Genomic DNA, 21,785 nt, shown 5'->3' with positions numbered 1-21,785 from the left:
ATCAATGTCAATAACTAATTTATTAATTTTCCAAGAAAAGAGTACACGTTAAATATGATATTAAAAAATAATTATTCTAAAATGATTGCTTTACTAGTAGGAGTCATACTATTACTTCTTTCTATGGGGATCAGTATTGTGTATGGTTATGCAAATACTTCTATTCAAACTACGTATGAATCTTTTAGACAATTTAACCATTCAAATGAGCATCTTATTATTCAAAATGTTCGAATTCCAAGAGCTCTTATAGCCAGTTGCGTTGGTGCTTCATTAGCTATTACAGGCGTGCTTATGCAGACCTTAACGAAAAATCCATTAGCCTCTCCTGGAATTTTGGGCATTAATGCAGGAGCAGGCTTTGCTGTTGTCTTTGCCATGATTTTTTTCCACATTTCAAGCTTGCAATCTTTTGCGTGGATTGCATTTCTTGGTGCAGCAATCGCTGCTTTATCCGTTTATGGGATTAGTTTCTCAGGTAGAGATGCTGTTACTCCAGTGAAAATAACTTTAGCTGGTGCTGCCATCAGTGCCCTATTTGCATCATTTACGCAAGGTTTACTCGCTACAAATGAAGCAGAGCTTGATCAAGTTTTGTTTTGGTTAGCAGGTTCTGTACAAGGTAGAAAACTTGAAATTCTACTATCTGTTCTACCATATCTAGTAATTGGGTGGATTGCTGCCCTCATCATTTCCCCCAAAATGAATATTCTCGCTCTTGGCGATGATGTAGCAAGAGGTCTTGGTTTACGTTTAGGACTTATGAAGATATTGGTCGGTCTTATTGTTATTTTTTTAGCAGGGGGAGCAGTTGCAATTGCTGGCCCCATTGGTTTTATAGGGATTGTCGTTCCCCATTTTGCGCGCAAGTTTGTCGGCACTGATCATCGATGGCTTATTCCTATGGCTGCTTTACTTGGGGGGATACTTTTATTGCTGGCTGATGTTGCGGCTCGTTATATTATCATGCCACAAGAAGTTCCAGTAGGCGTCATGACTGCTATGATTGGCACACCATTCTTTATTTACCTTGCGCGAAAAGGTGGAAAAAAATAATGAAACATGTAAAAACAATTCGTTTACTTCAACAAAAAATTTCATTTTTAATAGATGTACAAGCTATAAAAAAATTAACAGTGATTTGCATACTAACTCTTGCCGTGTTCTTTCTTAGTGCATCATTTGGTGATTCATTCATCAATCCATTTAAAGTTTTACAAGCTTTTTTTGGTTACGGCTCAGATTTTGATCAACTGATTATTATTGATTTTCGAATGCCTCGAATTTTCATGGCCTTGTTTGCTGGAATGGCGTTAGCCGTCGCAGGTGCAGTTTTACAAGGAATCATTAAAAATCCACTTGCCTCACCTGATATAATCGGCATATCTGCTGGTGGTGGGGCAGCGGTTGTTGGTTTCTTAGCCATTTTCAGTGATTCTAATCACTCTTTAACAGTTAGTATAGAGTGGTTGCCATTAGCAGGATTCATAGGTGCTACTATCGTCGGATGTATAGTCTACCTATTTGCTTGGAAAGATGGTGTCACACCAAATCGTCTTGTCTTAATCGGTATTAGCGTGTCGGCATTCATGCAAGCAATTACTACAATGTTAATGATTATCGGCCCAATTTATCAAGCAAGTGAAGCGAATAAATGGATTACGGGTAGTGTCAAAAGTTCGGATTGGGATCAAGTACTAATCGTTGTTCCATTGATTATTGTACTTCTACTTATAACCTTTTTTATTACTCGGCAGTTAAATGTTCAAGAATTAGGTGATGATACAGCATCAAGCCTAGGGCAGCCTGTTCAAAAAACACGCCTTTACTTAATTCTATTATGTTCCAGTTTAGTAGCGAGTGCCATAGCATTTGCTGGTGCTATTGGGTTTGTAGGATTAATGGCTCCTCATATTGCACGACGCATTGTTGGTTCATCGTTCGGTGTACTTATTCCAGCATCCGCTGCAATTGGTGCATTGCTTGTAATGGTTGCAGATATTATAGGTCGTACAGCATTTAGCCCATTAGAAGTACCCGCAGGCGTCTTTACTGCTGCTATCGGTGCTCCTTACTTTATCTATTTATTATTTAGAAACCCTAAAAAATAAAGGAGTCTATACTACATGACTGAATCTTTATTAACCAAATCCCTAACATTAAGTTATGGTGATTTTAATATTATCGAAGATCTCAATTTATCTATTCCTTTGAATGAAATTACTGTATTAATCGGAGCGAATGGCTGTGGAAAATCCACACTCTTACGCTCCATTGCTCGATTATTAAAACCTAAAAAAGGCTCCGTTTTATTAGACGGTGAGGATATTTTTAAATTATCAACAAAACAAGTGGCTAAAAACCTCTCTATTCTTCCTCAATCTCCTGTTGCACCAGAAGGCTTAACTGTCCTACAACTTGTGAAACAAGGTCGCTATCCTTACCAGAGTTGGCGACAACAGTGGACTGAAAAGGATGAAGAAATCGTTTTAAACGCTTTAAAAGCTACAGCCACTGAGCATTTACAAGATAGACCAGTAGATGAGCTATCAGGAGGACAACGTCAACGTGCTTGGATAGCTATGACGCTAGCTCAAGATACAGATATCATTCTTTTAGACGAGCCTACAACATACTTAGATTTAACTCATCAAATAGACGTTTTAGATTTACTATACGAATTGAACCAACAGCAAAAGCGAACTATTATTATGGTACTACATGATATTAATCTTGCTTGTCGCTATGCCGATCATATTATTACAGTGCGTGACCGTGGTGTCTATCGTCAAGGGAAACCAGAAGAAATTATGACCACTGATTTAGTTAATCATGTGTTTGACCTTGATTGCCAAATGACGACAGATCCAATCTTTGGTACACCTCTTTGCATCCCATATGGAAAAGGACGAAAAATTTAATCACTATTTTAAAAAACAACAAGCCTACACAGTTTAATCATTCTGTGTAGGCTTTCATTTATTATAGCTAAGTTATAAATCTAAATATCAAGTAAATTAAAAAGTGCAGTAGATGTAAATTCATCTACTGCACTTAGTATGACCCGTACGGGATTCGAACCCGTGTTACCGCCGTGAAAGGGCGGTGTCTTAACCACTTGACCAACGGGCCCATGGCGGAGAAGGAGGGATTTGAACCCTCGCGCCGGTTACCCGACCTACACCCTTAGCAGGGGAAGATAGTAGCCCACGGCTACAATAATCACATCCTGCTGAAATTGCTTTCCTTTAAAATGATTCATCGTCATTCCTCCTGCTATCTTTTTCTATTATTCTACCTTATTTGATAGTAGATTTAAAACTTTGCAACAGAACCCTAAAAACACTATATATTCCGAAAAGTGAGTATCTCCATTCATAAAATAATCAACATATTTAAAAAATCTAATTAGCTTTTTTAGTCAATCTAAAGTTCTTTATTCTATGATATAATGTTACTGTAGAAAGTTTGTGGCGGTTTGGCAAATCCAATTGAAGGAGCGTGGTGCCTATGGGCTTATTAGCTTATCGGACGTACTCTGTAGAAAGGAAATGCCTGATTTGTTCTCATTGGATCAAATCATTGCTATTATCGGAGCAGCAGCAGTAGTTATTACTGCCGTAGCGAAAGCTAGCGATTCGATTTTAGCTTGGTTAAAGTTCAAAAAAGAACAAAAAAAATAGAGCCGTCTCAACTTTTGGCGAGGTAGACGAGCTCTAAAGCTTTATTTACATGCCATCCGCTTTGAACGGACTACACTGGGCATGTGACAGCATGCCCTTTCATTTATATTATATCTCATTCTTTTATATAATGAAAGTAAATAAATCATGGAGGATAAAATATGGATAAATTTAATAGATTAACATTAATAAATCAGTTTGAAATTTTAAAAGCTTTAAATCCTAACGAAGAAAAATACTATGCTGAAAAAATAGAAATACTAACAGAAGGTTACGAATATCACTATAGTGAAATATTTGAAAATATTTCTGATCCATTGCCAGAAGAAGATTCGCGGTTTGTTCTAGACATATTAAATATGTATAGAGATATTACTTTTAGTAAAAATAAATTAAAAGATATAAATTCAATTGATAATTATTATATACAATTTAAAGGTTTTGACTTTAATAGCTCTACCGAATTTAAGTTAGCACTTTATGCACAATTTTTTATTGAAAAATTAAATAGGTTTCAAGAAATAGTTGAAGATAGTGATTTTAACACTTTTAATAGCCATAAACCGATGAGAGGTACTTATATAAAATTTCTCGAAAATTATAATGATTTAAAATCTACCAATAATTATCAATTTGGAAACTTGTCTTATGAGATGATAAGTAAAGTTCTAAGTTTGTGATGATAAATGAAATTAAATAGTATAAATGATTTATTTGCTATTATAGGTGTTATTGCTAACATACTTTTTTCGTGTTTGAATTTTAGATTTACTCAAAAGAACAAAAAGAACAAACTCAGTATAGAACAAATGAAAAAAGACATTGAAACTGATTTAAAAAATGACCATAAAGAAAGAAGAAAAATTGAAGAATATACTTCTTTAATGGAAAAGTGTAAAGCAACTGATGCAATTTTTAGCTTTTTAAGAAAAAGTGATGAGATAATCACACGTGAAAATATAGATTTAGAAAATGAGATTAGTAAACTTGAATCTATCTTTTCCGATATAAATTCTCTTAAGTATTTAATCGTCGAAGAAAATTCGGATAGCTTTTTAGAATTTGAAAAATATCTAACAGATCTTATAGATAATAGAAATAATGAATTAATGAGACAAAACATTGCAAGATTCCTTACTAAATTAGTTTCTGAATGGAAAAGTATTATTTCTCAAAATATGGATAAATTAAGATATTAAGGATGTTAGTTTTAAAATAAACTAATGTCCTTATTTTTGTGTTCACATTTCTGTTACCTAAGAAATACTTAAAGGAGGTGATGTAGCCAGCAACGACTACAACTTGAACCCGCTATCTACAGTTTATTTGTTGTTTCTTTTGGGTATACTCTAATGGTACAAATCCATATTTGCTTAAAGCGTTGATTTTTCAGCGGTTTTTCTTTATTGCAAAGTGTACCCTAAGACCTGTATACTAATAGTAAATAGATTGGATAGGAATGATGGCAAATGTATTTAGCTTATTTAAGAGTTTCTTCCGACGATCAAAGTTTAGCTCGGCAACATAAGCTAATTGAAAATTGGTCAGTCAAAAATAATATTGCTGAAGACGATTTAAAAATTTTCGAGGAAAAAGTCTCTGGAAAAAATATTGAAAACAGACCAGAGCTGCAAGAGCTTATTTCTTTCATACGTGAACGAGATACGATTATTATTCCTAGTCTTGATCGATTAGCAAGAAATAGTAAAGATACAAAAGACTTACTTCAATTGTTTCGTAGTAAAGGTGCTTCTATTGAAATATTAGACCTACCGTCGTTTAATGGGGTAACTGACCCTGCATTAAGAGACTTGCTAACAAATTTAGTCATAGAAGTGTTTAGCTATGTTGCTGAAAACGAACGGAAAAAAATCAAAGAGCGTCAAAAACAAGGCATTGAAATTGCAAAGAAAAATGGTCGTTATACTGGTAAAAAGATTCAATACCATGCCAATGCAACAGGAAAAAACAAATTGATTTACGATGAAATTGTTGATGGTCTGAAGAAAAAAGAAACTATTTCTAAAATAGCAAAGAACGCAGGAGTTACAAGAAAAACCGTTTATCGAGTAAAAAGAGATTTAGGGGTTCTGTTGCAAAGTTTTAAATCTACTATCAAATAAGGTAGAATAATAGAAAAAGATAGCAGGAGGAATGACGATGAATCATTTTAAAGGAAAGCAATTTCAGCAGGATGTGATTATTGTAGCCGTGGGCTACTATCTTAAGATAGTAGCCGACGGCTACGATAATCACGTCTTTTTGAAATTGTTTTCCTTTGAACTGAGTCATCTTCATTCCTCCAAGCTATCTTTTTCAATTATTTTACCTCAAAATGAGCTTATCGGAAACTTTGCAACAGAACCCATAATAGAGCGTGGCGTAAGGTCTACCAGTTGGGCAAGATATTCCTGTGTCCACCCTTTTGCTTCCCGAGCTTTTTTTATCGCTATACCTAACGGCTTAAAATCAAGTTTTCTTTCATCTTGGTACATTTTAATATCACCCTATATCATTGTACATTTCGGGTGATGATATTTGAACGAAGTATGATTTTATGTTTAGTAGTGTATAATTTCGTATTAGTGGAGAGAAAAATGCTATTATTCGTCATTCCGTATATAATAATTATATACTCTTTGCGAAAGGAAGTTGATATTATGGATTACATTTCTGTGAAAGCCGCTTCTGAAAAATGGGGCATATCGGAAAGACGGATACAAAAATTATGTGAGGAAAATCGCATTGACGGAACTGAAAAATTTGGTCGTGCATGGATGATACCAAAAGATGCAGAAAAACCCGTTGATGGACGTATGAAAACAAGGAACAAACAGGAGGAGAATCATGGAATTTAATGAAAAGCTACAACAGCTTAGGACTGGAAAGAACTTAACGCAGGAACAACTTGCGGAGCAATTATATGTATCAAGAACAGCCATTTCAAAATGGGAAAGCGGCAAGGGTTACCCTAACATTGAGTCGCTCAAGTGTATTTCTAAATTCTTTTCTGTGACCATAGATGAACTACTATCGGGCGAAGAACTGATTACACTTGCCGAAACTGAAAATCGTTCCAACTTGAAAAAGATTTACAACTATATTTATGGAATATTGGATATGATGGCAGTTGCGTTTATATTTCTTCCGTTATATGGAAACTCTGTTGGCGGTTATGTTTATGCGGTCAATCTACTATCATTTACAGCCACCACACCATTCAATCTTGCAGTCTACTGGAGTGCTTTTGCCGCCTTGATTGTAATAGGGATTGCTAAAATAATACTTACCCATTTAGATAAAGAAACATGGGGCGGCATTGCTACAAAATGCTCCCTTGGACTCACTGCTTTGGCTATCTGTTTCTTAGCAGCAGCAAGAGAACCATATATAACAGCACTTATGTTTCTGCTGTTTGTCGCAAAAATAGTTGTTTGGATTAAGCAGAACGGAACAAAGTAAAAACGATATAAATCCCTTGAAATAGGCTCTGACACGATAAGTGTCGGGGCTTTTTTTCATGTTGACATGATAGATGTAGGCGATGTGACGGTAGGTTTCTTGGCTTTTGATATAGCTCCTGTGATAATAAAATTGTGGTCAGTGAAAACAAGAACAGCAACCAACGGAAAGGAAAATCAAATATGGATTATATCATTGAAACAGAAAATCTTACGAAGCGATACGGAACAGCCACCGTTGTCGATAAGGTCAATCTTCATGTGCCAACGGGCAAAATTTATGGTTTGCTCGGCAGAAACGGAGCAGGCAAAACCACAGCAATGAAAATGATGTTGCAGCTTGCTCTCCCAACGGATGGAACGGTACGCTTGTTTGGCACAAACTATAAGGAAAATATCCATACCCTTTATAGCAAAGTAGGCTCTATTATCGAAACACCGGGATTTTACAGTAATTTAACAGGGTATGAGAATTTGCAAATTCTCGCTAAACTGCGAGGGGGAGTATCTAAAAGTGGAGTAGAAAAAGCTCTTGAAGTTGTGGGGCTGCATAAAGAGAAAAGAAAAGTCTTTTCCGATTATTCCCTCGGAATGAAGCAACGGCTTGGTATTGCCGCCGCCATTATGCACGAGCCGGAGCTTTTAATACTTGACGAACCGATTAACGGACTTGACCCCATTGGAATAGTTGAAATACGCTCATTTTTATCTGAACTTAGTCACAATCATGGCATTACCATTTTTATCTCAAGCCATGTTTTAAGCGAGATTGAACAGATAGCAGATATTATCGGCGTTATGCACGAGGGGCATTTAGTAGAGGAAGTGAATATATCCGAGCTTCACAAAAGGAATCGAAAATACATTCAATTTGATTTATCTGACAGTGAGATAGCTGGAAAGATTTTAGAAAGCCACTACCACATGACGGATTTTACAGTGCAGGACGGTACGGTGAGAATTTATGACTTTAGCCAAAGTGTTGGAGAAATCAATCGAGAATTTGCACGAAATGGACTGCTCGTGACAAGGATAGATGATAGTGAGGAAAACTTAGAGGACTACTTTTCTAAACTGATTGGAGGTGGCGGTATTGCTTAATCTTATTTCTTGTGAATTATTAAAACTAAAGCGTTCAAAAATGGTGCTAATTAGTGTGGCAGGGGTATTATCTACCCCACTTTTGATGTTAATAGAAGCCTTGCAAACACATTTTGATAAGCCGGAGATTATCTTTACCTTGTCTGACATATACAGCGACAGTGTACTGTATATCATGCTGCTGGTAAACATTATGATATATGTGGCAATTGCAGCTTACTTGTTTAGCAGAGAGTACACAGAAAGCACACTCAAAACCATATTGCCCATACCCATTTCAAGGACAAAACTATTAATTGGAAAATTTTGCACCCTGCTTCTTTGGATTGTTATGCTCACCCTTGTAACATGGGCAGGTATATTTATCGCTTGTGGGCTATATCACGCTGTCTTTACATTGGAGGGATATAGCTTACTAGTGGCAATAGTATGGCTCCCCAAGTTTTTGTTTGGCAGTATCCTGATGTTTTTAACAGTTTCTCCTTTTGTGTTTGTTGCTATGAAAACAAAAGGATTTGTCGCCCCGATGATTGGCTCTGCCGTGATTGTCATGGGAAGTGCCGCACTTTCAAATCAAGAATGGGGAGCGTTGTATCCGTGGACAGCCACCTATTTCTTGGTGCAGGGTAAACTTCAGAGTACCGGCTATCCTACACTGCTGTCTGTATCTATTATTATTCTTGTATCAGCAGTTGGTTTTCTTATGACCTTTCATCATTTTAAAAAGGAGGATTTGAAATAATGGTACTTGATTTTATAGAAATTTTAAAAGTTATTTTTCTTGGAATTGTTGAGGGTATTACTGAGTGGCTACCTATCAGCAGCACAGGACATATGATTCTTGCGGACAAATTTATCACACTTAATATGAGCGAAGCATTTAAAGAAATGTTTTTTGTTGTTATTCAACTTGGAGCTATACTCGCAGTGGTTGTAATGTTTTGGAACAAGATGTTTCCATTTCAGCTAAAGGATAAATCGCAGCCACTTGTTAAAAAGGATACTTTCTCGTTGTGGTTCAAGGTTGCAGTGGCTTGTATACCGTCAGGTATTATGGGGATTTTATTTGATGATTATTTGGATGCTTACCTCCAAACCCCCATTGTGATTTCAATCATGTTAATCTTTTATGGTTTGTTATTCATTCTCATAGAAAATTGGAATAAAAAGCGTACTCCTACTACTATGGCACTTTCTGACATCAGCTATAAAACAGCAATCTTGATAGGGGCATTTCAAGTGTTATCACTTATACCCGGCACATCACGGTCGGGAGCAACGATTATAGGTGCTTTACTCATAGGAGTTTCACGAGTGGCAGCAGCAGAGTTTACTTTTTTCCTCGCAGTACCTACTATGCTTGGAGCAAGTGCTTTTAAGCTGTTAAAATTCGGGTTTGATTTTACAAGTGCAGAACTGCTCGCTCTTGTTCTCGGTATGGCTGTGGCATTTGCGGTATCTGTCTTAGTAATTAAATTCCTAATGAACTTTATCAAAAAACATGATTTTAAGGTGTTTGGTTGGTATCGAATTGTGCTTGGTATCTTGGTATACTTGTTGTACTTATAACAGTAATGTGATAGAAAAACAATTCCATAAGCAATAATCTGCCGCACGACGGCAAAAGAAAAAAGCCGTCGTACAGCAGACATATTTTCACGCCTATGAAACGGTGGCTTTGATTTTCAGAGCCGCCGTTTCTTTGCGTTTACACAAACCAATGGGTTCTGTTGCAAAGTCTCAAAAAGGTCATTAGTTTTTCAAGATGATTCTTATTTAAGCAGGGATTCCTAATAGTCCTTTGATTTCTGTACAGACGGAAAAGCCAAAAAGAGACCCTTCTTTTCGGCTTTTTTTATAAATTGCATGGTGTCAGCCAGGTAATCAGCTATGTACAGTTGCATGTATGGTAATGCGGCCATAATTGCCCCGTATGATGCTGCCCGGTGGCTTAGAATAAGCACAAACAGCATGGAAACTTTTGCTTAATGAACAATGACAGAATTGTCGGAAGACCCGCCGCCGCTGAAATGCGCTTTCTGGTAAACGGCCTGGACTGCATCATCATGCGCATCAATTGCCGTACTCAACGCTTCCTGCGCCGCCAGTAATGCACGGCGTTCCAGGGTATCGAAGATGCAGAGTCGGTGACGCAGCTCGCGCGGAAGAATTGCCAGAACCGCAGGGATCAGTTTCTGAATTTTTTCCCTTTGCGCTTTCGTTTCACCTTTCAACCAACGGTGATAGATATTCTGCTGATTGTTCCAGTCCTTGCCTGGTACCAGGGGCAATTCGCCGCCCCCCTGGCGCAGATATTCTTCAGTAATTGCATTGGCTACCCATGCCTGCCCTTTTTCGGCTGCCAGGGCAAACAACACTGATTCGATGTGCTCATGCTTGATTTTCATGAATCATTTGCCTCTTGATGTTTCAGGTATGATCAAATGAGGATTTGTTACTGTCATTTAGTTGCTTCACTGACATATTCTGCGAACAACATGCCGAACGTCGTAAATATGACCAGTCAATATCAGGACGAAGTTCTTCGCACAGCACCTCACCTCTTGTTGCACGTTCAATTGCTGGACATCTCTCGGCAGGCAATTGACGTACCCCTTTGATCCATTGATTTACGCTTGGAGGTGATACACCTAAAAGCCTAGCCATTGCTGTTTGCCCACCGACAACAGCACAAGCTTGCTTGAATGAATAGTTCTCTTTTTTCATCGAATGAACTCCAAAAACACACAGAGATATTAGGCGACGCCTAATACAAATGTCAATAGGCTATGCCTAATACAATGAGGGTAGGGATTGCCTAATGCAATGAGCATAGGAGAATATTAAGCAATGCTTAGTGGTAAAGACTTAGGCCGAGCGATAGAGCAGGCCATTAACAAAAAAATCGCATCGGGATCCGTCAAATCAAAGGCGGAGGTCGCACGCCACTTCAAAGTCCAACCACCATCAATCTATGACTGGATTAAGAAAGGCTCCATAAGTAAAGATAAACTTCCAGAATTATGGCGTTTCTTTGCTGATGTTGTTGGTCCAGAGCATTGGGGGCTTAACGAATACCCCATACCAACCCCCACCAATCCAGATACAAAAAGTGAACTTTTAGATATAAACAACCTTTATCAAGCAGCCTCTGATGAAATAAGAGCGATTGTAGCTTTCCTGTTATCTGGAAATGCTACAGAACCAGATTGGGTTGACCACGATGTTCGCGCCTACATAGCAGCGATGGAAATGAAAGTGGGTAAGTATCTGAAAGCTCTAGAATCTGAACGGAAAAGCCAGAACATCACAAAAACTGGAACTTAAACTTATATGGTCTGACGGAAAACTCCTGGATTCCGTTATTTAACCCCCCCCATCACTTTCTCCAGTCGCCATCACCTATTAGGTTACGATCAAAACATTAGGCATAGCCTATTGACAATCAATTAGGCATTACCTATAGTTCCAGCATACCACCCACCCGGCCCCACAGAACGCCAGGCAATACTTCGAGTTACCAGGCAGTGGTCAGGGGTTAAGTAGCCAGCCCGAGGCGTATGAACATGACGGCGGGATTCAAATTTTGCAGTGCAGCAGTTAGTTCCGCCACCCGGCGTTAAGGGAAAAGATTTGAGGTGATGTATGACGGGAGTGAAAATAGCGCCTATCGAACTTACCATAGACGCTACAGAAGTAACGGAACACTTTAGTGCGATACATGGGTTATTTAAACTTCCACCCGCTGCCTTTGAGGGTGTTCCGGAGCATGTCATTGACTTGTTTCTGAACTACATTTTTTCCTTGCTTAATAACATCGTCCTTAGTGATTTCTCGACCACATTCGGCACAACTAACGCCAACGAAATTAGTGTCAAAGTCAAAATCATCGGGCCGCTTGAGCATCTCACTGCCGCAATCAGGGCAGGCAACCTTCAAGGTCTGATTTTCGAGCATAGAAAAATCCTTCCATCTGTTGGGGGATATTCAGATTAACCTAATTTTCGCTGTTGGGGAATAACGAAAACCACCGAAGCCCGGAGGTGGTGAAATAAAACCGGGCACAACACGAAGGCGCATTTCCGATATCCATAAAGAGTCGGTCTTGTCTGTTAAATTTAAATGGTGGGAGTGCGCCTCCGGTTGTGAATAACGACATTGCTGTGTGTAGTCTTTGGCGGCATCGGTTTTTTCTTGAAGTTCGACTGATGCCCGCCCTTTTTAAAGTGAATTTTGTGATGCGGTGAATGCGGCTAAGCGCACGCGGCACAGTTAAAAGTCATGTTAGTCCTTATTGGTTTGGGTGGGAAAGCCGACTGTAATTGTTAACTGGTTGCAGTCACCTGGAGGCACCAGGCACCGCATCAACAAAGTTCATTTGTAAAAATGGAGATAATTATGATTGCTTGATGATTATATTCATTTTTATAATTACTATCGTTATCAGAAACGATTAAGCGGTTTAAGTCCGTTAGAATTCAGGACTCAAGCCGCTTAATACATTTTTTATTATTTCAACTGTCTACTTGACGGGGTGCAGTTCACTTTGGGGGCGAGGGCGGTTTATTTTTTTAGTAATAGCAAATGACAATGCAATTACAGAAACGATAAGTGTTGAAAAACGTATAGCCATCATCATTGCTTTGCCCTTACCAACAGCTTACACCCCGCGATTCTACAATACTAGTGACCGAACGATTAATACATATGTAAAATGAAGAGGGAAAGCAATAGCCAGTATATAATCATAAAAAAAGCTTATCAATCTTATATGACCAATAAGCATGAGATGAATTAAGATAGATAAGTTTGTTTTTAAAGTTAATTCCCGATTCAACTGAGAGCCATTTAGTCAACGACCTCAAATTGCATCGTTTCAAAATTTAGCTCCATTGGAATGTAATGCGATACGATCATCATTAATGGGAATGCCAGCGTCACTGTATACGCATATACGTGTATGAATTGTAGCGGATCAACCTGTGCATATGTTACCATCACCCAATGAGCGAGCACATACGGAACATAGAAAACGATAAAAAAGTAAGCTAGGCATCTGGAGGTTTGTTGCATACTCGAATAAAAGCCTGATGCAATATATAATAACATGTCTCTTGTTTCTTCTTTCATAATACAATCGCCTCTATAATATTTAATGTTTCTTCTATTGTATTATAAAAATAGTGTACTGCGATATTCTCTAATACACCATAAGACATGTTTTTAATTGTTTAGAAATTAACTTTATTATAGTATAAATAGCAGCATACACCCTTCGTATTTATCCATGTATTAGATCTCCCCTACCCATTTTGAGCAAAAAAAAGAGATGCAAAATATGCATCTACTCTATTTTTCGCCAATCAATAATCTCAATAATTGCATTTGAAAACTGATTGTACAAGATTAACCAATTGCCAGCGATATTTAGTTGAATCATTATTTCACCGTTAATATTTTCTCGAAATACAAGAACAATAATAGAGAGTTCATTATTTTCGTAACGCTTAAATACCCCAGCTTTCACCATGTAGTCATTAAAATGGCATTCTACATATTGTTTTTCATCTAGCTGAGCGTCAAGTAGCATTCGTATCGTCTGAGCCACATGCTTGTACAGCTTATGTGTATTGAATTCGTCTTGTAGTGCTACTGCTAAATCGTGCTTAATTTGTTGTGCTAGCAAAGAATCGCTCCTTTCATAACGTGTTCGTATTATCATTCTACATGCTTTGAATCGCGATATTAAATTGGTATGTGAATAAACTAGATTGTCGAATATATTAAACGTTCTCCACAAGACAAATAGGAAAAGAGTGTTTTTAATCTATTTTATTTTACCTGGGGTACTGACAACTAAACGGAAAAATTGTACGTATAGTTACAGCCGACCAACACTAGAAAATATAAAATACAGAAAATAAAGTAGAGCAAACGTTCGTTTTATGGTATGTTAAAAGTGCTTCAAAAGCGATTAGCGAGAAAAGTAAACCACTATTCAACTTGGAGGGAGAGGGCGGTTTACCTTTTTAGTGAAAGTGATTACGGATGATAGAACATCCGTAGTTTTTTATGCTTAATTTAAATCGAAGGCATGAGAGTTGCGGTTACTCCATGCAAAAGGCACTCACCGATTTGATTTTTAGAGAGTCTTACAAGGAGTTCTGTCAGATTTATGAGGATTTACATCGTTAAACAAATCAAAGTACCCAAACGTGCTTTGGGCACTTTGATTTGTAAGTAAATATTATCCTTTATTTCGAAGCTTACTAATTGAGCTATTTTCGTTCAAGCAGAGCAATCGCCTTATCAATTTTCTTAATCGTGTTATCATATCCAAAATTAGTTACTTTTGTGTGAGGCTGTGTAGATTTTCTCTTTATAGTACGTTTCAAGCCCATGTTTGTCCCTCCCTCCTGTATAGCTTTTTCATTAAAATTCTCCTTTAAGACAAGGTTGATTCAATTTTAACATTAAATAACTCTCTGAGATGCTGCGAAAAATCATTTTAAAGAAGACCGTTCGATCCACTTGTTTTGTATGGTGATAATATATAAATAGAATCTCAAAGAAAAGTTACCAAACGACGCTTTGGGAATGTTCAAAGAGTTAACTATCTGATAACCTCCACATTCAGTTCTAGTATTATCAAATTATTAATTAAAAAAGTGAGCGTAACGAAACCCACTTATATTAGATTGAGAGGACGTTAATTCACATCCCCTCATCAGTTTAAAATCTTTACAGTTTTAATTTGACACAAAAAAACTTATATGGTAGTATTTTATAAAATTAATCCATAACTTGGAAAAGTAGATAAGCTTACCCGCTTATGAAAATAATCCTCTATCAGTTATGAAGAACGTTTATTTAATTATCTATTTCGTTTTCGTAGATATTATTAAATCCGTAATCTTCTTATGAGGAGAGTTACGGATTTTTTTATTTGAAAATGAAGGAGGAATTAATATGACACCACAAGTAAAAGAAAGTCTTAGAAATCGAGAATTAAATCAATTTGCTGCTACTATTGCAACAATTGGTGGTACAGGGAACGGAAAAAGTTTATTTACGGCCTTATTTTCTGATGAAAGGGCTGATGAACTTTTTCAATTAATAATTGGTACTACTAATACAACTTTAAGAAATAGAAAATTAATTTACAGTAACGCTGAGTGGTTGAAAGACTCTGTAGTTGTAGCAATTAAACCTAATGAGGAATTCATAGATAAAGATTTTTATAATAATAAAATCATTATCGAGTCTGTTTCAGATGTAATTGTTAATCTAGGTGCAAATTTTAAGGCTACGGAATCGGAATTCTATAATAAATTTAAAGAATCTATTAACTTAATTTTTAATTCTAACGACAATACAAAAGCTGTCTTAAAACTTTTATCTAAAAGTACTATTAATGAAATTATTGATAAAATTGTTTCGAAATTTCAAGAAATAAAATTCTTTCAAAATCATAGTTTTGAAATTTACAATAGTGCTAAAAATGAACTTGAACTTAAAGATTCTAAAATTCGATCAAATCTTTTAAAGAACAACGTTTTTAATAATGTTTCTATAAAATTCAATGAAATTCAAATTCCAAATTACTATGAAATTTTAGACAAAATAAACGAATATTTAGAGTCATTATTTTTTGAATTTTTCGATAAAAATAATATTTCAAAAGATGGTTTTTACTTTAACACAATAGATTTAGATAAACTTGAAGACTCTAGCTTCTTTATCGAACATTTCTTCACAGATAATAATGTAGCAGAAGGGAATCAATTATCTATTGAGGTTTTGGCGTCAGAAATTCTTATTTATTCACCATTAAATGACTATGTTAGTGAGATTATCAGTGACCTAGATAAGAATGAACGATTACTTAACAAAAATGGTGATATAACTGTATGCTTGCTCGACTCAAGAGGATTATTCCATGATATAGATAGTGATCAAACTCAATACTTCCAAAATCTCTTGTATGACCAAAAATTCGACCTGTCTGTACTGTTGGCCCCTTTAGAATCTGATACTAACACTTATAAATTACGTGAAGTTTATAAGCAAGGTTTGAAAAATTACAAAAAAAATATTCCTATTGTTTTACTACAAAACAAGGTTGATTTATTCATTGAACAATTAAATAAACCTTCATTGAATAAAGGTAGATTTTCACAGCCTTCAGTTAAAAAACAGTTATCTAAAGATCAGATAATTTTGGCAGTAGATGAAAAATCAGAAAGCTTACGATTAGATATATTAGAGAATGCTAAAATTAAGTCAGATATTCTATATACAATTCCTTGTGCGTTAGTGAATGACTTACCTGATGAACTTTGGGAAGATTATAATGCAGGTAATGCAATTAAAAACATATTTAAATTACTAATTAATTCATTAGAGTTAAGAAGTAATTATAGTAGGTTTGAATTCAATATTGATGGAGACTTAGATATATATTGGGAATTTAATGAACATAAATCAAATAATGTATTCTCATTACAGTTAGAAAATCCAGTTGTTGTAGAAAACGTATTTTTAAAAGTACTTGCTAATATTGCAAAAGAAATGGGGAAAGTTATCCACGGAAAGAGTTATGAAGCGTTGGTGTTACGTTTAAAAGAAGGCTATGGTTACAGTTCAAATATAAAAGATGAAAGTTACTACGCATATAGTAGTGGGATTAAAAATATATATGTTGAATTTCCAGGGCTTTTTAAAAATATATTAACAGATGAACTTTTAGATTTTCTTATTAGTTCGGAATATATCTCATTCAAAGGTGGAAAATTCTCTGAAGAAGATAATGCCGAAATTCTAAAGCTTATCAAACAACGCTACTTATATTATTCAAAAAATAAATTTACTGCTGTACTCCTTTATGACAAAGCATTACAACAAGCAAGAGCCAATAAATTTGGTTACAGCCAAATTTACAATGAATTCCTTAAAAATACACAATTAAGAGTTGAATTACCTTTATTATTTAAAGATGAATATATTGAAGCCTTTAATAAATCTTTAAATGATGCTATAAAATTCGTCACAGATATGTATGTACGTTATATTTAGAATCGTTTGCTGAAAAAAGATTTATAAATCATACAACTTCATACAAAATAACGTTCTCAAATCTCAATTTGGGAACACGTTGAAAGCGATAAATACTGATTTAACAGTAATTATCGCTTTTTTTATGGATATTACTAAGTTAATAAGTTAGTCTTTTTTTATGAATGTAAAAAAAGACTTGATTATTTCACATTAAAGAGTTAGTATTTAATTAAGTTAAATGAAAGGGATGATGATTTATGTTATGGATGGTTAGAGCTTTTCCAGATCAAACAGACCGTATGACAGAGTTCTTAGAGGATAATATTATTGCTGTACATTGGGGCATTGGAGATTTAACAGGATGTTCAACTAAAAAAGATGTTGAAAATGTAGTAGCCCAGGCAAATTTAATGCCTAGAGATGCAAGTTTAAAAGTAGGATTATTAGATCGCTTTGTTAATCAAATGAAAATAGGTGATTATTGCATCGTTCCATACAATGATGTATTTTACACAGGTATTATAAAAAGTGATTATTATTTCGATCCGAATTCTCAAAAGTTCGAGCATCAACGTAAAGTAGAATGGCTATTTGACGGAGAACCATTTAATCGTAATGAGCTTCCTGAAGCAATCCAAGTATCTATAAAATCGCAATTAGGGTTAATAGATATGGCTAAACATAGATCAATATTTATTAAATATTTAAATCAAAAGCAAGGTATCGGGATAAATGATTTGTCGGATGAATCTAATGAAATTTCTTTAATCGAAGATGAATTAAATTCATTAGTAATTGATGCAATGAAAATAATTAAAGATGAAATAAATAGCGATGATCCAGATAGACGATTAAAGGCAGCCATCGCTGTAATGGAATTAAACAATAAATAGCACGAAAATCAATCTATACAAAAAAACGTTCCCAAATCAAAGTTTGGGGATACAAAGGAACACTTAAAATGTTGTTACATCAATGTTTTAAGTGTTTTTTAATATTCCAATCAAATACACCTTTTTATGCAGGATCGTTTGAACTTAGATACAATAAAGCTTTCAATGCTATTCGAAAGAAATTACACCGGAACATATTTTGAATAAAATCTTGCATATACAGCCGATTCCTTAACGTTAAAAGTCATCATTTATGGCTGCGTTTAATAAATCTTTATTCCAAGTCAACAAGAGAAGTGTATAGGTTGCATTATATTCTTCTGCCGATAAATCAAATGCTTTCTCACTATGTATTTTTGGTACTGTGATGCATACTCCTTCCAACTAAACACCCTTTTTAGAATTTATGCGTGCAAGATCTAATTACAGAAATATACAATTCCTATTACTTAAGATAATATTTTTGTCTGTTAGAACTCTAAATTACATAACGAACAATTCTCCATAATCCCCTCTCTTCGAATCCTAAGTTTTCAATTAAACAACATTGCTACCTAATTCAAATGTTCAGAAGTAAACAATTTTAATTATCTAAATTCTAAATTCTGTCCGACTTAAAAAGCTGATAAATAGCTGATTTGATGTGTCCCACACTTTTTTTGTTATTATCTTATCTGCAAATTTATAGAGTAGGATATTAACACTTTAGCAACCTTCATTGCTTAATAACACTTACTATCTATTACGGAGGAACAAACAAATGGAAAACTTAACTACACAAAACCTTGAAAAGCACATTGTAACAGAGCTTGAATTTACTCTTGATAATAACTTTGAACAAATCTTTGAAAAATGCTTATTGATTAGAGGTGTAACGATAGTTAACTTTGTCGAAGCGAGCGATTCCTAAAAACGAAAGTTAATCACTTTTTAACCAATATACAAGAATAAAAAAATAATAGAAAACACAAAAGGAGATCATTTTAATGACAACAATGAACAAAGCTGTTAAAGGTACAAAAAATCAAATTGAAAAATTATTCTATACACCAGATGAATCGGACGAGTTCATTCAAAAGTTGAAAGCTACAGATGATATTTCAAAAATCGCAATTTTTCTAGTGTTTGTAAATTTAGGTTTACGCAAAGGGGAACTTCTTGCACTGCAATGGCAAGACATTGATTTTCAAAACAAAAAAATCCGTATTCATCAAGCAGTTGGTACGGACGAATGGAATAAGCCTAATATTAAAAGTAAGAAGAACTCGTATGAAAGAACGCTTGATATTGATGAAGAAACTTTGCAAGCATTATTTAAATGGCAGGAACTACAAGCAGAGCAATTAAAGTTGCAAAATCTTGAGCATCAAGGCGAAAAGCAGCTTATCTTCACAAACAGTAAAAATACCTTTTACAATAACTACAAATTAATCACTTGGTTAAAAAAGTTCCAAACTCAACACGGACTAAAACTTGTTCCAGTTCACGGTTTACGTCACACTTGTGCTGCTCGCATGTATTACCAAACAAAAGATGTTGAATTTATCCAACACCTCTTAGGTCACACAAATATAAAAACAACAATAGATTTGTATATTCATTGCATCCCTGAATTAGGCAATATATTAGTAAAGTCATTTAATCAAACTGTATAAATGATTGTTAATTGAATCTCAATCCGTGCTAAAGTACATTTAATTGTATTTTGGCACTTGTTCTTTCTCTATTTTTACAGGGTTTCACAATAAGTAATGGAATACTTTATTTGATTGCCATTGAGCACTCAATAATTTTGATGGAATGTGCTAATAATGTTTTGCAAATAACTAACCAGAGTACTTATTTTTAGTAATCGGATAGTGGTAAATTTCAATATCTGAATCAATGAAGCCTCTTCGCCTTGCCCCCTGCAATGTTTGATACATATTCTCTCTACCAACTGGGTTATCCGTATGAAGATATATTTTATTTGCCCGTAACCCTTTTTCACAAATATATTTAACTAAGTCATAACCTGTTGGCAATAAATTACCTTTTAGATCCTCTCCTAAATCATGGTCAAGAGAAAGGATATCTACTTCGTGATTTTCAAGTAAGTGAATTGCTTCTTGAAACGTTCTTGCCACGACAAAACCACTCGGACAATCTCTTAAATCATCAACATAAAGATTTATCTTTTGTGTACCCAAAATCATCACACCCTTAATGCATCGTTTGTTTCAATTGTGTAGTGTAATAAAAGATTTTGCAAACATTCAACCACTAATTACGAATAGCCTTTTTGCTACCACCATTATTTCTCCCTTAAAGGCTCCCAAAATAAAGGAAGTTTATTCATTGGGAAACCATTTTTTATAAGCTATACTTACAATATAGTTAATCGCAGCATTAACTGTACCCTAGTTTCCCTGTATGGTTCTAGGAGGCATATTAATGAAAGACCCTATTAAATCATATACAAAAAAAGATGGCAAGACCTACTACATGTTTAAGCTTTATTTAGGAATAGATAGCCTAACAGGCAAACAAATTCACGTTACTAGACGCGGCTTTCAAACAAAAAAAGAGGCTAGTCTCACTTTAGCTCAATTAAGAGTCGAAGTTAGTAAAGGGGAATATAAGAAGCCTATAACTGAAACATACGAGGATCTATATAATGTCTGGATTCAGCACTACGAAAGAACGGTTGAAGAAAGTACCTTTGTCAAAACAATAGGAATTTTCAGGAATCATATTCTACCTGCATTAGGTCACTACCGAATTGAGAAATTGAGTATAGCAATCTGCCAAGGCTTCGTTGATGACTGTTCCTTGAAACTAAAAAGATTTCGAATGGTTAAAACTTACGCTTCTAAAGTAATTGATTTTGCTATTAAGCGTGAGTACATCAGTTCTAATCCATTCAAGCTAGTGGATCTTCCAAAAATCAAAACCTCTGCTGTATTAGATACCGAGGTCAACTATTATTCAAAAGAGCAGCTAATTAACTTTCTTCAATGCTTAAAGCAATATGGTAACGCTCAAATAACCGCATTTTACTACCTGCTTGCTTTTTCAGGTATTCGTAAAGGAGAGGCTCTTGCATTAACCTGGGCAGATATAAATTTCGATACAAAGGAACTGCTCATTACAAAAGCTCTTTCAAGAGGTAAAAAAAACAAGCTTTATATCAAATCAACGAAAACCGATACGATACGCCAGCTTTTAATCGATGATGAAACATGTCACATCTTATCTGAATGGAAGCAACTTCAACTACAAAAGTTTCCAAAAGTTAGTGACAAAAATCAGTTAATGTTTGCTAACGAACAAAATAAGTTCTTGCAGCAAACAATTCCTAGAAGATGGCTTATGAAAATTATCGATAAATACAACTTACCTTACACACATGTCCATTCTTTTCGACATGTGCACTGCTCTTTGCTTTTCGAAGCGGGTGCAAGTGTCAAAGAAGTACAAGAACGATTAGGTCACACAGATGTGCAAACAACGCTCAACATTTATACGCACCTATCAAAGCGTGCAAAAAACGAAACAATTAATAAATTTGTTACGTACTTGAACTCATAAATTTGACCCAAAAGTGACCA

27 protein-coding genes, 1 tRNA gene and 1 pseudogene are annotated in these 21,785 nt (G+C 35.2%); 20 read left to right on the top strand and 9 right to left on the bottom strand.

The window, feature by feature from the left end; translation table 11 throughout:
* Nucleotides 1–54: 54 nt before the first annotated feature.
* Genes QH639_RS04200 through QH639_RS04190 form a run of 3 tightly spaced genes read left to right on the top strand, consistent with a single transcriptional unit; the run spans nt 55 to nt 2,921 of the window.
* Nucleotides 55–1,056, top strand: a complete 1,002-nt coding sequence (locus QH639_RS04200) for a FecCD family ABC transporter permease (RefSeq protein ID WP_131521248.1) — start codon at nt 55–57, stop codon at nt 1,054–1,056.
* The gene (locus QH639_RS04195) at nt 1,056–2,111 is read left to right on the top strand and encodes a FecCD family ABC transporter permease (RefSeq protein WP_259419442.1); all 1,056 of its coding nucleotides are present in this window, start codon (nt 1,056–1,058) and stop codon (nt 2,109–2,111) included. Before QH639_RS04200 ends, QH639_RS04195 begins: the two co-directional genes overlap by 1 nt.
* 15 nt (nt 2,112–2,126) lie before the next feature.
* A complete protein-coding gene (locus tag QH639_RS04190; RefSeq protein ID WP_281115670.1) occupies nt 2,127–2,921 on the top strand; it encodes an ABC transporter ATP-binding protein in 795 nt (264 codons plus the stop codon).
* Between the two features lie 139 nt (nt 2,922–3,060).
* Here QH639_RS04190 and QH639_RS04185 read toward each other — a convergent pair.
* Nucleotides 3,061–3,132, bottom strand: a tRNA-Glu gene (locus QH639_RS04185).
* Nucleotides 3,133–3,470: 338 nt separating this feature from the next.
* Here QH639_RS04185 and QH639_RS04180 point away from each other — a divergent pair.
* The 4 genes from QH639_RS04180 (at nt 3,471) to QH639_RS04165 (ending at nt 5,806) form a co-directional block, all read left to right on the top strand.
* On the top strand, nt 3,471–3,683 hold the full coding sequence (locus tag QH639_RS04180) for a hypothetical protein (protein ID WP_002349227.1): 213 nt from the start codon (nt 3,471–3,473) through the stop codon (nt 3,681–3,683).
* Between the two features lie 161 nt (nt 3,684–3,844).
* Nucleotides 3,845–4,363 (top strand): YfbU family protein, encoded by a 519-nt coding sequence (locus QH639_RS04175; protein ID WP_000357244.1) that lies wholly within the window; start codon nt 3,845–3,847, stop codon nt 4,361–4,363.
* Between the two features lie 6 nt (nt 4,364–4,369).
* Nucleotides 4,370–4,882, top strand: a complete 513-nt coding sequence (locus tag QH639_RS04170) for a hypothetical protein (protein WP_000774078.1) — start codon at nt 4,370–4,372, stop codon at nt 4,880–4,882.
* 270 nt (nt 4,883–5,152) lie between these two features.
* Nucleotides 5,153–5,806 (top strand): recombinase family protein, encoded by a 654-nt coding sequence (locus QH639_RS04165; RefSeq protein ID WP_002347609.1) that lies wholly within the window; start codon nt 5,153–5,155, stop codon nt 5,804–5,806.
* A 100-nt stretch (nt 5,807–5,906) separates the two neighbouring features.
* Here the strand turns inward: QH639_RS04165 and QH639_RS04155 are convergent.
* A pseudogene (locus tag QH639_RS04155) lies at nt 5,907–5,975 on the bottom strand (IS6 family transposase); the annotation flags it as partial.
* 368 nt (nt 5,976–6,343) lie between these two features.
* On the opposite strand from QH639_RS04155, the gene QH639_RS26360 reads away from it, so the two are divergent.
* The 5 genes from QH639_RS26360 (at nt 6,344) to bcrD (ending at nt 9,814) form a co-directional block, all read left to right on the top strand.
* Nucleotides 6,344–6,541 carry a helix-turn-helix domain-containing protein gene (locus QH639_RS26360; protein WP_000384569.1) on the top strand — a complete coding sequence of 66 codons (198 nt, stop codon included), beginning with the start codon at nt 6,344–6,346 and terminating at the stop codon, nt 6,539–6,541.
* Complete coding sequence (bcrR, locus tag QH639_RS04140; RefSeq protein ID WP_000395511.1) at nt 6,531–7,145, top strand: bacitracin resistance transcriptional activator BcrR; 615 nt, start codon at nt 6,531–6,533, stop codon at nt 7,143–7,145. Before QH639_RS26360 ends, bcrR begins: the two co-directional genes overlap by 11 nt.
* A gap of 182 nt (nt 7,146–7,327) precedes the next feature.
* Nucleotides 7,328–8,245, top strand: a complete 918-nt coding sequence (gene bcrA, locus QH639_RS04135; RefSeq protein ID WP_002346952.1) for a bacitracin ABC transporter ATP-binding protein BcrA — start codon at nt 7,328–7,330, stop codon at nt 8,243–8,245.
* Entirely contained in the window at nt 8,238–8,987 is a 750-nt protein-coding gene (locus QH639_RS04130) for an ABC transporter permease (RefSeq protein WP_000933358.1), read from the top strand. The genes bcrA and QH639_RS04130 overlap by 8 nt, the downstream gene beginning before the upstream one ends.
* Nucleotides 8,987–9,814, top strand: coding sequence for a bacitracin resistance undecaprenyl-diphosphatase BcrD (bcrD, locus tag QH639_RS04125; RefSeq protein ID WP_086321365.1), 828 nt, complete (start codon nt 8,987–8,989; stop codon nt 9,812–9,814). The genes QH639_RS04130 and bcrD overlap by 1 nt, the downstream gene beginning before the upstream one ends.
* Nucleotides 9,815–10,230: 416 nt before the next feature.
* Here the strand turns inward: bcrD and QH639_RS04115 are convergent, their stop codons facing one another.
* On the bottom strand, nt 10,231–10,653 hold the full coding sequence (locus QH639_RS04115; RefSeq protein ID WP_023568502.1) for a toxin YdaT family protein: 423 nt from the start codon (nt 10,651–10,653) through the stop codon (nt 10,231–10,233).
* A gap of 22 nt (nt 10,654–10,675) precedes the next feature.
* Entirely contained in the window at nt 10,676–10,972 is a 297-nt protein-coding gene (gene ydaS / locus QH639_RS04110) for a toxin YdaS (RefSeq protein ID WP_001551044.1), read from the bottom strand.
* Nucleotides 10,973–11,095: 123 nt separating this feature from the next.
* Here ydaS and racR point away from each other — a divergent pair, with 123 nt between their 5' ends.
* From racR to QH639_RS26465, 3 genes are all read left to right on the top strand, one after another.
* Nucleotides 11,096–11,572, top strand: a complete 477-nt coding sequence (gene racR / locus QH639_RS04105; protein WP_001551043.1) for a DNA-binding transcriptional repressor RacR — start codon at nt 11,096–11,098, stop codon at nt 11,570–11,572.
* A gap of 318 nt (nt 11,573–11,890) precedes the next feature.
* Nucleotides 11,891–12,241, top strand: coding sequence for a hypothetical protein (locus QH639_RS04100; protein ID WP_023568503.1), 351 nt, complete (start codon nt 11,891–11,893; stop codon nt 12,239–12,241).
* A 406-nt stretch (nt 12,242–12,647) separates the two neighbouring features.
* A complete protein-coding gene (locus QH639_RS26465; protein ID WP_481817320.1) occupies nt 12,648–12,743 on the top strand; it encodes an IS3 family transposase in 96 nt (31 codons plus the stop codon).
* A 350-nt stretch (nt 12,744–13,093) separates the two neighbouring features.
* Here QH639_RS26465 and QH639_RS04095 read toward each other — a convergent pair whose 3' ends face one another.
* The 3 genes from QH639_RS04095 to QH639_RS04085 all read right to left on the bottom strand — a co-directional run bounded on the left by QH639_RS04095 (nt 13,094) and on the right by QH639_RS04085 (nt 14,646).
* Nucleotides 13,094–13,375 (bottom strand): hypothetical protein, encoded by a 282-nt coding sequence (locus QH639_RS04095; protein WP_259420108.1) that lies wholly within the window; start codon nt 13,373–13,375, stop codon nt 13,094–13,096.
* A 214-nt stretch (nt 13,376–13,589) separates the two neighbouring features.
* Complete coding sequence (locus QH639_RS04090) at nt 13,590–13,931, bottom strand: hypothetical protein (protein ID WP_259420107.1); 342 nt, start codon at nt 13,929–13,931, stop codon at nt 13,590–13,592.
* A gap of 592 nt (nt 13,932–14,523) precedes the next feature.
* Nucleotides 14,524–14,646: a hypothetical protein gene (locus QH639_RS04085; protein WP_259420106.1), complete on the bottom strand. Its 123-nt coding sequence runs from the start codon at nt 14,644–14,646 to the stop codon at nt 14,524–14,526.
* A gap of 568 nt (nt 14,647–15,214) precedes the next feature.
* On the opposite strand from QH639_RS04085, the gene QH639_RS04080 reads away from it, so the two are divergent.
* Nucleotides 15,215–17,320, top strand: a complete 2,106-nt coding sequence (locus QH639_RS04080) for a hypothetical protein (RefSeq protein ID WP_259420105.1) — start codon at nt 15,215–15,217, stop codon at nt 17,318–17,320.
* A 239-nt stretch (nt 17,321–17,559) separates the two neighbouring features.
* Nucleotides 17,560–18,195, top strand: a complete 636-nt coding sequence (locus QH639_RS04075) for a hypothetical protein (RefSeq protein WP_281115669.1) — start codon at nt 17,560–17,562, stop codon at nt 18,193–18,195.
* Nucleotides 18,196–18,432: 237 nt separating this feature from the next.
* Here QH639_RS04075 and QH639_RS04070 read toward each other — a convergent pair whose 3' ends face one another.
* Nucleotides 18,433–18,579, bottom strand: a complete 147-nt coding sequence (locus tag QH639_RS04070) for a hypothetical protein (protein ID WP_259420103.1) — start codon at nt 18,577–18,579, stop codon at nt 18,433–18,435.
* Between the two features lie 376 nt (nt 18,580–18,955).
* Here QH639_RS04070 and QH639_RS04065 point away from each other — a divergent pair, with 376 nt between their 5' ends.
* Complete coding sequence (locus QH639_RS04065) at nt 18,956–19,105, top strand: hypothetical protein (protein WP_259420102.1); 150 nt, start codon at nt 18,956–18,958, stop codon at nt 19,103–19,105.
* A 76-nt stretch (nt 19,106–19,181) separates the two neighbouring features.
* Nucleotides 19,182–19,850 carry a site-specific integrase gene (locus QH639_RS04060; RefSeq protein WP_259420101.1) on the top strand — a complete coding sequence of 223 codons (669 nt, stop codon included), beginning with the start codon at nt 19,182–19,184 and terminating at the stop codon, nt 19,848–19,850.
* A 171-nt stretch (nt 19,851–20,021) separates the two neighbouring features.
* Here the strand turns inward: QH639_RS04060 and QH639_RS04055 are convergent, their stop codons facing one another.
* A complete protein-coding gene (locus tag QH639_RS04055; protein WP_259420100.1) occupies nt 20,022–20,390 on the bottom strand; it encodes a cyclic-phosphate processing receiver domain-containing protein in 369 nt (122 codons plus the stop codon).
* A 238-nt stretch (nt 20,391–20,628) separates the two neighbouring features.
* Here QH639_RS04055 and QH639_RS04050 point away from each other — a divergent pair, with 238 nt between their 5' ends.
* Nucleotides 20,629–21,765, top strand: a complete 1,137-nt coding sequence (locus tag QH639_RS04050) for a site-specific integrase (protein WP_259420099.1) — start codon at nt 20,629–20,631, stop codon at nt 21,763–21,765.
* The last annotated feature ends 20 nt before the right edge of the window (nt 21,766–21,785 follow it).

This window comes from Lysinibacillus sp. 1 U-2021 (genome assembly GCF_029916965.1).
GTDB lineage: Bacteria > Bacillota > Bacilli > Bacillales_A > Planococcaceae > Lysinibacillus > Lysinibacillus capsici.
This window is presented reverse-complemented; position numbering and strand designations above follow the sequence as displayed.